This is a genomic window from Bacillus sp. JJ1127 (assembly GCF_036965845.1).
Lineage (GTDB): Bacteria > Bacillota > Bacilli > Bacillales > Bacillaceae_G > Bacillus_A.
Genome location: NZ_JBALQK010000045.1, coordinates 22144 through 35341 on the forward strand (window position 1 = coordinate 22144; position 13198 = coordinate 35341).

The 13198-nt window shown below is 36.4% G+C and carries 11 protein-coding genes; 8 read left to right on the forward strand and 3 right to left on the reverse strand.

The features are described from left to right. Positions 1–6: 6 nt before the first annotated feature. The 4 genes from V7183_RS05770 (at position 7) to pheA (ending at position 5591) form a co-directional block, all read left to right on the forward strand. Entirely contained in the window at positions 7–783 is a 777-nt protein-coding gene (locus V7183_RS05770; RefSeq protein WP_335358956.1) for an ABC transporter ATP-binding protein, read from the forward strand. Then, positions 758–2680, forward strand: coding sequence for an FtsX-like permease family protein (locus V7183_RS05775; protein WP_335358957.1), 1923 nt, complete (start codon positions 758–760; stop codon positions 2678–2680). The genes V7183_RS05770 and V7183_RS05775 overlap by 26 nt, the downstream gene beginning before the upstream one ends. 49 nt (positions 2681–2729) lie before the next feature. Beyond that, entirely contained in the window at positions 2730–4643 is a 1914-nt protein-coding gene (locus V7183_RS05780) for an ABC transporter permease (protein WP_335358958.1), read from the forward strand. A 96-nt stretch (positions 4644–4739) separates the two neighbouring features. Continuing rightward, complete coding sequence (gene pheA / locus V7183_RS05785; protein ID WP_097898090.1) at positions 4740–5591, forward strand: prephenate dehydratase; 852 nt, start codon at positions 4740–4742, stop codon at positions 5589–5591. A 43-nt stretch (positions 5592–5634) separates the two neighbouring features. On the opposite strand, the gene V7183_RS05790 is transcribed toward pheA, so the two are convergent. The 3 genes from V7183_RS05790 to V7183_RS05800 form a co-directional block, all read right to left on the reverse strand. Next, entirely contained in the window at positions 5635–6282 is a 648-nt protein-coding gene (locus V7183_RS05790) for an MOSC domain-containing protein (protein ID WP_097898089.1), read from the reverse strand. 86 nt (positions 6283–6368) lie between these two features. Further along, on the reverse strand, positions 6369–6911 hold the full coding sequence (locus V7183_RS05795; protein WP_097898088.1) for a transcription repressor NadR: 543 nt from the start codon (positions 6909–6911) through the stop codon (positions 6369–6371). Continuing rightward, positions 6911–8053, reverse strand: coding sequence for an IscS subfamily cysteine desulfurase (locus V7183_RS05800; protein WP_335358962.1), 1143 nt, complete (start codon positions 8051–8053; stop codon positions 6911–6913). The genes V7183_RS05795 and V7183_RS05800 overlap by 1 nt, the downstream gene beginning before the upstream one ends. Before the next feature lie 168 nt (positions 8054–8221). Between V7183_RS05800 and nadB the strand changes: the two genes are divergently transcribed. The 4 genes from nadB to safA all read left to right on the forward strand — a co-directional run. Further along, entirely contained in the window at positions 8222–9748 is a 1527-nt protein-coding gene (gene nadB / locus V7183_RS05805) for an L-aspartate oxidase (RefSeq protein ID WP_335358959.1), read from the forward strand. Between the two features lie 20 nt (positions 9749–9768). After that, positions 9769–10602, forward strand: a complete 834-nt coding sequence (gene nadC / locus V7183_RS05810) for a carboxylating nicotinate-nucleotide diphosphorylase (protein ID WP_335358960.1) — start codon at positions 9769–9771, stop codon at positions 10600–10602. 31 nt (positions 10603–10633) lie between these two features. Further along, a complete protein-coding gene (gene nadA / locus V7183_RS05815; RefSeq protein ID WP_097898084.1) occupies positions 10634–11740 on the forward strand; it encodes a quinolinate synthase NadA in 1107 nt (368 codons plus the stop codon). 247 nt (positions 11741–11987) lie between these two features. Next, a partial coding sequence (safA, locus tag V7183_RS05820) for a SafA/ExsA family spore coat assembly protein (RefSeq protein WP_335358961.1) occupies positions 11988–13198 on the forward strand: 1211 nt, incomplete at its 3' end.

The following is a 13198-nucleotide window of genomic DNA, read 5'->3' on the forward strand; positions in this document are numbered from 1 at the left end:
TTAGAAATGAGTGTTCTTGAAGTAAAAGGGTTAACGAAGGTGTATCAATCAAAAGGTTCAGTGGCAACGACCGCTTTAAACGATATAAACTTTAAAATTGAAGAAGGCGAATTTATAGGAATTATGGGTCCGTCAGGAAGCGGGAAAACAACGCTTTTGAATTTATTAGCAACAATTGATAAACAAACATCAGGACATGTTTATGTAAATGGTGAAGAAATTAGTCAAATGCGTGCTGCAAAACTAGCAGAATTTCGCCGTACGCATTTAGGATTCATTTTCCAAGACTTTAACTTACTTGATACGCTATCTATTAAAGAAAATATTATTTTGCCACTTGTTATGGCGAAGAAATCTGTAAATGAAATTGATACGAAAGTACTAGAAATTGCGAAATTTTTAAACATCGAAGGTATTTTAAACAAAAAAGTGTATGAAGTATCAGGTGGACAGCAACAACGTGCCGCAGCTGCACGTGCCATTATTCACGAACCTACATTAATTTTAGCAGATGAGCCGACAGGAAACTTAGATTCTAAATCAGCAAAATCATTAATGGGTGCTCTGCAAGATTTACATGAACAAAAGAAAGTGACAATTGCAATGGTAACGCATGATCCAGTAGCGGCTAGTTACTGTGAACGTATTCTCTTTATCCGTGATGGAGAAATTTTCTCGGAGATTCATAAAGGAAAAACAAAGCAAGCCTTTTTCCAAGAAATTTTGGATGTACTTGCGATGCTAGGAGGAGAATATCATGAACTTTCGCCAGCTCGCGCTTAATAATGTAAAAGGAAATTGGCGTAATTATAAAGCCTTTCTTATTAGTAGTTGTTTATCGATTGTAGTATTTTTCATGTATGCTTCCTTCATTTATCATCCAGATGTAGTGAGCGGAAATATTAGCATGAAGGCTATGGTTACAAAAGGGCTGGAATCAATGAACTATATCATTGTCATCTTTTCGGCACTGTTTATTTTATATGCTAATGCAACATTTTTACGAGCACGAAAAAAAGAATTTGGTTTATTAACGTTAATTGGTGGTACGAAAGCTCAGATTGGCCGCATGATTGTTTTAGAGCAAATGATCCTAGGGGTAATCGCAATTATAATAGGGATTGCACTTGGTATGCTTGGCTCAAAACTTTTCTTCCAAGCGTTAAGTGTATTACTTGGCATTGATAAAACACTTCCGCTCGTATGGAATGGAAAAGCAGTTTTCATTACAGCTGGTGTATATTTCGTTCTCTTTTTCATCCTATCATTATTTGGTCTTTGGACGATTGCACGTTTACAAATTATTGATTTATTAAGAGAGGCAAGAAAACAAAAAGTAGAGCCTTTTGCATTTACATGGTTATGTGTAGCTGGTGTAGGATGTATCATTGCTGCATATGTACTTTGTTTCCAAGTTACAATTATGAATTTCCTTATGTTATTTTTACCGATTGTAGGACTTACAATTGGGGGAACGTACTTACTATTTACACAAGGTAGCACTGTCATATTAAAGGCGTTACAGAAACGAAAAAAATCATATTATACATATCCAAATATGTTTGTACTTAGCAATCTTATTTATAAAATGAAAGATAATGCTCGCTTTCTCTTTGTTATTTCAATTATTACAGCGATTGTTTCTTCGGCAATTGGTACGCTATATGTATTCTTTGAAGATATGAGTTATAAAACGGTAGCTCAAACGCCACATGCTATTTCATATGAGGAAAAGGGAGTAAATACGCATAACATTATTAGTGAAGAAAAAGTACAAGGATTATTAAAAAAGCATGGGTTTGAAGATGTGCGAAAAGTAGCCTACGTAAAACTGCCTGCAACGCAGAAAGTAACGTTTTTTAACAGTGAACATGAAGTACCAACGACGATTATTTCAGAAAAAGAATATAATGCGGAAGTACGCAAACAAAAGAGGGAAGAAGTTAGAGAAGTTCATAACACACCAGGTAGTGCGACGATGGTCATGAGTGATATGACAAATGATATGGTGAAGATAGACCGTACGAAACCCTATGAAATTACAATTAATGGGCAAAAACAGTCTGTTCAGTTAAATGAACCAACTTCATATTCTATTTTTAATGATGACGAATATCTTATTGTGAATGATCAAGATTTTGAAAAATACGCAAAGCTCGTACCGGATGAAAAAAAGATGAAATATTATGGTTATTATATTGAAGATTGGAAAAGTACAGAAGATCTTGTGCTAGATTTGAAAAAGGAAATTGCACCAGAACAACAAGAGAATTTCCATAATTCCGTTCTTATGTATAAAGCGATAAAGGAACAAGGTGCAATCACAATGTTCATCGGTTTCTTCGTAGCGGTACTGTTTTTCTTCTTCGCTTGCAGCCTGACATACTTTAAATGGTTTAACGATAAAGAACAAGATCGTATTCAATTTAAATCATTAAAGCGAATTGGAATGACAGATAAAGAAATTCGTAAAATTGCAATTCGTCAAATGGGAGTTATCTTCTTTATCCCAATTGTTATTGGTGCTATTCATAGCGGATTTGCTCTTCATACATTAGGGAAAATGCTTTATATAGATTTATGGAAATCAGGTGCGATTGTTATTGGAGCATATATGTTAGCTTCGGCAATTTACTTTGCAATTGCACAAAGAGGATATTTAAAACACGTAAAAAGCTAGGGGAACCTCTAGCTTTTTACGTGTGTAACAAGTTACAGGGGGCATGTAGATGAATGTTCGGCAATTAGCAATACAAAATATAAGAGGAAATTGGCGTAGTTATAAAGTATTTTTCTTGAGTAGTTGTTTTGCTATATTTGCTTCTTATGCGTATATGTCAGTAATTGTACATCCTTATATGCAAGAAACGATGTGGTATCAAAACGTACGATGGGGACTCACTATATGTAATGTCATTATTATTTGCTTCTTTATTGTATTTATTTTGTATTCCACTTCTATTTTTATAGAGGCACGTAAAAAAGAATTAGGATTATATATGTTAATGGGGGCGACGAAGTCTAATTTAATTGGCATGATAATGACCGAACAAATGTTGATTGGGCTTTTTGCTAACGTTTTCGGTATTGGACTTGGCATGATATTTTTAAAGCTCTTTTTCATGGTATTTAGTATGCTACTTAGACTTCCAAAAGAATTAACTCTTATTTTTGATATAAAAGCTATTTTTATAACGTTTATTACATATACAAGCGTCTTTTTCGTTTTATCATTTGTAAGTGCTTTGCGTATATGGAATATAAAAGTGATTCGTCTATTAAAAGAATTTCGAATGGATAAAAGGGAAGCGAAAATCTCAAAATGGCTTTGTTTATTTGGATTTTTCTGTTTAGTGATTGGGTATAGTTTAGCTCTCCAAACGACGATGTTAACGATGGGATTATACTTTATTCCAGTTGTTATATTAATCTCTGTTGGAACATACTTTTCATTTACACACGGTGCTACACAAATATTAGAAATGATAAAGCGAAATAAAAAAATAATGTATACGTATCCGTATTTGTTTATAGTAAATCAACTATCACATCGAATGAAGGAAAATGGCCGTTTCTTTTTCCTTTTATCTATGGCAACGACGGTTGTTGTTACAGTAACGGGGACGGTGTTCTTATATTTTTCAGGTATGGAAGAGATGTGGCGCGGAGGAGGAGCACAATCGTTTTCATATATAGAAAAAGGGGTTAAATCTCATGAGACTTTTGATAAAGGTACCATTGAAAATTTATTACATAAATATGGGTTTCATAAATTCCGCTATACGAATTTTGTAGGATTACAAACAACATTTCAGTCTAATAATAGGGAAAATACAGAGGCAACTATAATAAGAGCGAGTGATTATAGTAAAGAGGCAAAAGAGCAAGGACAGAAGAGTTATCATCCACAAAGAGGAACCGTTACCCTTGTTTATTATAATAAGTATAATGGACCAGTTTTATATAATAAGAAAAAGATTCAATTAAATGTGTTTGGACAAACGTTAGAGTATACATTTAACGGACAAAAAGAAGGAATGCTATTTAACAATCATATCACTCAAATGAATGGAATATTTTTCGTCATGAATGATCAAGATTTTAATAGTATAGCAAACACAATTCCTGATTCTGAAAAAATTATATATCGAGGTTACACATTAAATAATATTGAAAATACAAAGAACTTAAACGAAGATTTACGTAAACATATGAAAAAAAATCAGGATGGTGCATTCCGAAATAATATGGAATTGTATGTGAATATGAAGGAAGTTGGAGAATTTACTTTATTTGTCGGTTCGTTTATTAGCATATTATTCTTTCTCGCATCATGTAGCATTGTATATTTTAAATGGTTTCATAATATTTCATCGGACCGTAAGCAATATCAATCCCTCTCTAAAATTGGAATGACGAAGCAAGAAGTATGGAAAATTTCTCGTTGGCAATTAAGCATGTTATTCTTTTCGCCTATTGTAGTAGGGAGTATGCATAGTGCGGTTGCGTTATATACGTTCCATAGGACAGTTTTTATGGAAGGCTCATTTCAAAAAGTATGTGTTGTAATTATGTTTTATCTTTTGGCATGCGCTATTTATTTCTTCTTCGGCCAAAAAGAATATATGAAACATATAGACTAGTAAATGCTAGTCTTTTTGAAATATTCGAAAATTACGTAGAAAAATATAAATATTCATGGTATAACAGTAAGAAAATGAAAAAGAGGGGAAAAGACGATGATTCGAGTTGGATATTTAGGACCAGAAGCAACATTTACAAATATGGCGGTGAGTCGTTTTTTTCCGGAAGCAGAGCATGTACCGTATCGAACGATTCCAGATTGTATGGATGCAGCAGCAAATGGAAATGTGGATTTTGCAGTTGTACCGTTAGAAAATGCGATAGAAGGTTCTGTTAATATTACGGTTGATTATCTTGTGCATGAGCAGCCGCTTTTCATCGTAGGAGAAATTACAGTGCCGATTCAGCAACATTTACTTGTGTATCCAGATCATGAAAAAGCGTGGAAAGAAGTGTATGCTGTACATTCTCATCCGCATGCAATTGCACAATGTCATAAATTTTTAAATGAGGAATTAAAAGGTGTAACAGTTTGTGATATGACATCGACAAGTGCTGCGGCGCAATATGTGAAAGAGCATCCAAAAGAAAAAATCGCTGCAATTGCAAATGAAACGGCAGCGGAAAAGTATGGCTTAACAATTGTGCAGCGTGATATTCATACGCATAAAAATAATCATACGCGTTTTCTTGTGTTACATAAAAAACAAAGAGCATTGCTCAAGAAAAATGGAGAGAATCGTGGAGAGAAAACGACGCTTATGATAACGTTACCTGCTGATTATGCAGGGGCGCTTTATCAAGTGTTATCAGCTTTTGCATGGAGAAAATTAAATTTATCAAAAATCGAATCCCGTCCGATGAAAACGGGACTTGGCAACTACTTCTTCTTAATTGATGTTGATAAGGCATACGATGACGTTTTGTTGCCAGGCGTGACGATGGAGCTTGAGGCACTTGGTTTTTCTGTTACAGTGCTTGGGAGTTATTCATCATATTGGTTGTAATTATAAAAAGATCCCGCCAGATAAAAGGTGGGATCTTTTTATATTATTTCAATTTTGCGAGACGATCTGTTAATTGTTCACGCCAAACTTCTGCTAGTTCTGAAACAGCAAGAATCTTTTCCAGTGCCTCTATATCTTTCCGTCTATGAAAATATATTTCGTTAGAAAATAGAACAGAGACTTGATTTGGATGACGCTCTAGCAGTTTAATTTGTGAGTCTTTACGCACAATACCTTCTTGAAGAACGCGGCATAAATAGCCAGTATATCCAGTTGCCACAATGCGCGGTAAGATGCCAGGGATACCGAGTCGTTTTGAAATGGTACTACATGGTATTCTAGCTTGTGTCACTTGGATGATTGCTTCGCCTAATTGATATGTATCACCGATGAAAACATCGCGTTCTAACATATTGATAACAGTAATGTTTTCACCAAATGTAGAAGAAGGAAGCGTTGTTTGAAATTCTTGTTCCCATAATGCGTAATGTTCATGTGGATAGACGCAAACAGCACGATCCGGGCCACCGTGATGCTTTAAGTCAGCTACATCATCACCAAGGAATCCGTCTTTAGAGAGGAAGGCTTCTTCTATAGGCTCTTTACATATGCCCGTCGTCATTTCTTTGTCTTCGTTATACTGCATTTGTTTTGGTTTACCGATGCTAAAGTGAACGAGTTCAATTCCCATATGTAGTCTCCTTTACAATTGTTTTCAATATTATACCACCTTATAAATAAAAGCACAGAGAATGATGAAAACCTCTGTGCTTTATATTAATAAACGAGAAATCCAGCTCGATCTAGCGCGTCGCAAGCAGCATTTAATTTTTCTCTAGAATCTGCTTCAATTGTATGTAAGTGAATACCACCTGTTAACTGTGAGAGATAGGAAGCATTTGTATCCTCAATCTTTTGTAAATATTGTTCAACATCAAAGCGGTTGCTTACCATAATAGAGGCTGTTAAGTCACCATATACAGGATGCTCTACCTTTACGTCTTTAATTGTAACTCCGTGATCGACAAGCATGATTAGTTCTTGGCGGACTTCTTCTGGCTTATGTTGGCAGACGATGACGCGTTCAAAAGCCTGCTGTTTTGTCTGTGGCTTTAAATATAAGTACCCTTGTGCAGTTGCGATAATTGGCTCGTTTCGCGCTTTTAGTAAGGAGATATCTTGTACAATGACTTGTCTGCTGACATTTGTCTTCTTAGATAATTCACCCCCGGATAACGGCTCATTAGCCGCAAGGAGCCATTGCAGGATGAGTTGCCTTCTTTCTTCACCTAAAATCTTCTTTTGATCATTTTGTTTCATTATGATTTACCACCTCTATAAAATGGATTTCTAATTGTTTGTAGTGCATGAATGGTCATATCAATTTGTTCTTTTGTTGTGTGATGCCCAAATGAAAAACGGACATACTGTTTTGCATCTTCATACGTTTTCCCAACTGCAAGTATTGTTTTTGAAGGTTCTTGTTTACCAATCTGACAAGCACTTCCCGTTGAAATGGCAATGCCGTGACGGTTACATTCTAACATCGTGTACTGTCCTTCTATTCCTTTTATTGTAACCCCAATAATGTGTGGTAAACAAGCAGTAGAATGTCCTTCTACTTGAATTTCCAAAGAAAGTGATTGCAATCTATCAATAAAGTAAGAGCGTAATTGTTTGAAACGAGCATATTCCTTATCGCGATTATCTAATATATGCTCTGCTGCTGTCAGAAAAGAAGCGATGCCTGGGACGTTGACTGTACCAGGACGAAAGCCTCTTTCATGAGACGCTCCTGGGAACACTTGTCCCCAGCGAACTTGCGGATTGATATAGCAAGCTCCTACACCTTTTGGTCCATAAATTTTATGTGCTGAAACAGAAAGACTATCAATTTGCATCGTTGTCACATCGATTGGAAGTTTACCAAATGTTTGAACACAATCTGTATGAAATAAAATATGGTGTTTTTTTAAGAGTGCCCCAATTTCCGAGATGGGCTGAACGGTTCCAATTTCAGAATTTCCATGTTGAATACTTGCTAGAACAGTATCTTCTGTAATGGCTGCTTCTAAAGCATCTAGATTAATAAGTCCGTATGTATCAACGGGCATTTCAGTAATTGTATATCCTTGCTGCGCTAAAGAGTGAAAGTAGCTGTGAATGGATGCATGCTCCACAGGGGTCGTAATAATGTGTTTACCGCTTCTAGCATTTAAGAGTGATTGGATCGCTAGATAATTAGATTCTGAACCACCACTTGTAAAAAAGACACCATGTTCCTTCCCGCCAATCATCTCTGCAAACGTTTCTCTGCAAACTTGTAGTAAAGATGCAGCTGATCCACCTATATCATGTAAACTTTGTTCATTACCAAAATATTGTTCCGCTGCCTTTGTATATGTATCGATTGCTTCTTTGCTCATTGGTGTTGTTGCCGCATAGTCAAGATATATCATAATATGTAGTCCTCTCTATAGTAGAGTTACATGCATTTTTTATTTTTAAGTAGTATGAGAGTTTCTGTAAGTTTCGTAATGAATGAATTAAAAAACTCTTGTCATTATTTTAAAACTATGTAAATATAGGTGTCAAGACAGTCGGAAAGTGTAAGCTAGGGGGCAATGATCATGCCAAGTGCAGATGTTTTAATCATTGGAAGTGGTGTTGCAGCACTTAGTGTTGCGAAAGAGATTTGTCACAAAAAGAATGTGATAATTATCACAAAGAAAACGCGGCGCAATAATAATACGCATTTAGCTCAGGGAGGAATTGCAGCAGCTGTAGCTACATATGACAATGCGAATAATCATTATGAGGATACGTTAGTGGCAGGTTGTAATTATAACAATAAAGAGGCAGTTCGTTATTTAGTTGATGAAGGTCCGAAAGAGATTCGTAAACTGATTGCAAATGGTATGAAATTTGATGGAAGTGAAAAGAGGCCTCATCTTGGTAAGGAAGGTGCACATCGAAAACGACGCATTTTACATGCGGGAGGAGATGCAACAGGAAAAAATTTATTAGAGCATTTGATTCAAGAAGTAGCTCCGTACGTTACAGTCGTGGAGCAAGAAATGGTGCTCGATTTAATAATAGAAAATGATACATGTATAGGTGTTTTGACTCGCGATTGTGAAGGAAACTTGCAGCGTTATTATGCTGACCATACTGTATTAGCTACAGGTGGTATTGGCGGTGTATACACTTTTACCTCTAACGATGAAACGATTACAGGTGATGGACTCGCAATTGTATACCGGGCTGGTGGAGAGCTTGTCGATTTAGAGTTCGTACAATTCCATCCAACAATGTTATATGTAGACGGGTGTTGCTGTGGGCTTGTGTCTGAAGCGGTGCGCGGCGAAGGGGCTGTCCTTATAAATAGAAAAGGACAGCGTTTTATGATGGATGTACATCCGCAGCGTGATCTTGCACCGCGCGATGTAGTAGCACGTGCTATTCATGAACAGCTTCTTGCTGGCGAAAGTGTGTACTTAGATATTTCTTCGATTCAAAATTTTAAGCAGCGTTTTCCTACTGTGTCGTCATTATGTAAAAAGAATGGTGTAGATGTAGATCAAAGTAAGATTCCAGTTGTACCAGGTGCTCATTTTCACATGGGCGGTGTGAAAACGAATTGTGACGGAGAAACATCAATTGCTCATTTATATGCTGTGGGTGAAGTAGCTTGCAACGGTGTCCATGGTGCAAACCGATTAGCGAGTAATTCATTGCTAGAAGGACTTGTATTTGGTAGACGGATTGGGCAACATATTTTAGCTCATCCAGCACAAAGGAACATAAGTGATAGTAAAGGGATACAAACAAGTTCTGCAATTTCTCAGTTACCAACGAAAAAAGAAATACAAGAACATATGATGAAGTACGTTGGAATTGTTCGGACAAAGCAGAGTTTATTGCATGCGAAGAAATGGCTTAATCAGTATGGTATGCAACACATGCAATTACAATATGATGGCCTTACAAATAAAGAAATAACCATTATAAACATGCTAACAGTCTGTGAGTTGATGACAGAGGCAGCAATGCGAAGAAAAGAGAGTATAGGTGGTCATTATCGCAGTGATTACCCAGAAAGAAATAAAGTGATGGAAGAAATTATTCTTGCAAAAAGAAAATCACAACTTGCGTAACGAGAGGAAAGAGGGGTTTTATGAACACGTTAAAAGTTAGAGAAGCATTAAATCGATTTTTTCTAGAAGATATAGGGGAAAGAGATGTAACGTCGCAACTTATTTTTCCGGATAATTTAGAGGCAAAAGGAACATTTCTTGTGAAGGATACAGGTGCATTTGCAGGTACAGCGGTAATCGAGCAAGGATTTCGATTAATAGATGATAGAATTCAGGTCGAATTTTATAAAAAAGATGGAGATTTCGTGGAGAAAGGAGAAATTTTGGCAACTGCACAAGGTCCAATTGCCTCGTTATTAACAGCAGAGCGCGTTATATTAAATGTAATTCAACGTATGAGCGGTGTAGCAACAATGACGCGTAGCGCTGTTCTTACATTAGACAGTAATGATACGCGTATTTGTGATACAAGAAAAACAATGCCAGGACTTCGTATGTTTGATAAATATGCGGTTGTATGCGGAGGTGGATTTAATCACCGCTTTGGATTATACGACGGTGTCATGATTAAAGATAACCATATCGCTTTTGCAGGATCGATTACAAAAGCAGTCGCATCTGTGAAAGAAAAGCTTGGACATATGGTGAAAGTAGAAGTGGAAACAGAGACAGAAGAACAAGTGCGAGAAGCTGTATCGGCAGGTGCGGACATTATTATGTTTGATAACCGTACACCAGAAGAAATTCGAGAATTTTCTATGATTGTACCTAGTGCCATTGTAACGGAAGCATCAGGTGGTATAACAATTGAAGATTTATCAAAATACGGAAAAACAGGGGTAGATTATATTTCGCTTGGATTGTTAACACATTCAGTGAAAGCTTTAGATATCAGTTTCAATATTGAAGCGTAAGGAGAAAGCGGATTAGAGGGGGAGATTACTGATGAGTATTTTAGAGAAGGTTCAGCCAATTGAAGCGCTGTTACCAGAGCGGTATCAGACAATGTCTGTGCAGGAGATGGAAGAGCGTGTTCATGAAATTAAAGAAAGATTAGGTAAAGAGTTATTTATTCCGGGACATCATTATCAAAAAGATGAAGTTGTTCAGTTTTCAGATGCTGCTGGAGATTCATTGCAACTTGCACAAGTAGCAGCGAGTAATAAGGATGCCAAATATATTGTGTTTTGTGGTGTGCATTTTATGGCAGAAACAGCTGATATGTTAACGACAGCTGAGCAAGTAGTTATTTTACCAGATATGCGTGCAGGTTGTTCTATGGCGGATATGGCAGATATTGAACAAACAGAAAGGGCATGGAAAGAACTTACAAAGTTATTTGGGAATACGATGATTCCATTAACATATGTGAACTCTACCGCAGCCATTAAAGCATTTTGTGGCCGTAATGGCGGTGCAACAGTAACGTCTTCAAATGCAAAAAAAATGGTGTCTTGGGCATTTACGCAGAAAGAGCGTCTAGTCTTTTTACCAGATCAACATTTAGGAAGAAATACAGCATATGATTTAGGGATTCCACTTGATAAAATGGCGGTTTGGGATCCGCATACAGATTCATTAGAGTACGACGGAGATATTGAGGATGTAAAAGTAATTTTGTGGAAAGGGCATTGTTCTGTTCACCAAAATTTTACTGTGAAAAATATTGAAAGCGTAAGAAAAAATCATCCTGATATGAATATCATTGTTCATCCAGAATGCTGCTATGAAGTTGTTGAAGCTTCTGATTATGCTGGATCAACAAAATATATTATCGATAGGATTGAACAGGCGCCATCTGGAAGTAAATGGGCGATTGGTACCGAGATGAATTTAGTGAACCGGATTATTCATCAGCATCCCGATAAGGAAATTATTTCATTAAATCCTTTTATGTGTCCTTGTTTAACAATGAATCGTATTGATTTACCACATCTGCTTTGGGCGTTAGAAATGATAGAGAGGGGAGAACAAGTCAATGTCATTCAAGTAGACAAACAAGTCACAAAAGAAGCAGTTCTAGCATTAAATCGTATGTTAGAGCGTGCTTAAAAGCAGCGGGGTTCCCGTTGCTTTTTTATTGCATATAATCATAACTAGGAAGAAATAGGCATACATTGTGTTGAGGAAATCATTGTAATTTTTATATACTTATTCCACTTTGAACAATAGTGAAAATGTAAGAAGTGCTAAAAAGTGAATTGTTTGTAAAAGCAGTATTGATAAAGTTTGGTTTTTAAAGAAAGTATTCCTTCAAAGTGTTTTTATTTATAGATAAGTTATACAGGAGGGGGAAAATTTGAAAATTCATATCGTGCAAAAAGGGGATACCCTTTGGAAAATTGCGAAAAAGTACGGAGTGGATTTTGAAACGCTGAAAACGGCGAATACACAGCTCAGTAATCCAGATCTTATTATGCCTGGCATGAAAATTAAAGTACCATCAGGCAGTGTTCATGTGAAAAAAAATGTGGGTGCTGGTTCAGCCCCTCCGAAAGAATATGTGAAGGAAGTACAACAAAAAGAATTTGCAGGCACACCTAAGCCACTTGGGATAGAAGAGGAAGAAGAAATGACGTATCAATCCGCACCAATTACGCAGCAGCCAGCCATGCAGCAAACTCAAAAAGAAGTACAAAAAGAAAAACCAATTCAAAAGGAAATGCCGATTCAAAAGGAAATGCCAATCCAAAAAGAAAAACCGATTCAGAAGGAAGTACCAATTCAAAAAGAAAAGCCTGTAGAGAAGCTACCTGCTGTTGAAAAGCTACCTGCTGTTGAAAAGCTACCTGCTGTTGAAAAGCCAGCTGTGATTGAAAAACCACCAGTTGTTGAAAAGGTAGAAAAGCCTGCAGCAAAAGAAAGTACAAAGTTTTCAGTAAATATATTGCCGCAACCACCACAGCCGCCTATTAAACCTGCAAAAGAATATAAAATTTCAGATGTAATAAAAAAGGGAAGCGAGTTAATTGCTCCTCAAATTAATAAGATGAAGCCAAATAACATAATTGCTTCGAAAACGAAAAAAGGAAATGTAAGTAATATAGTGTCACCACAAGTACAAAAAGAAAATGTAGGTAACATGGTGTCACCACAAATGAAAAAGGAAAATGTAAGCAATATAGTGTCACCGCAAGTACAAAAAGAAAATGTAAGCAACATGGTGTCACCACAAATGAAAAAAGAAAATGTAAGCAATATAGTGTCACCGCAAGTACAAAAAGAAAATATAAGCAACATGGTGTCACCACAAACGAAAAAGGAAAATGTAAGTAATATAGTGTCACCACAAGTACAAAAAGAAAATGTAGGAAATATAGTTGCACCACAAGTACAAAAGGAAAATGTGGGCAACATAGTTGCACCAAATGTAACAAAAGAAAATCTTATCATTCCGCAAGTCTTACCACCGAATATTACGATGCCAATGATGGAAAATAACCCAATGCCAAATATAATGCCGATGATGGAAAATAACCCAATGCCAAACGTAATGCCGATGATGGAAAA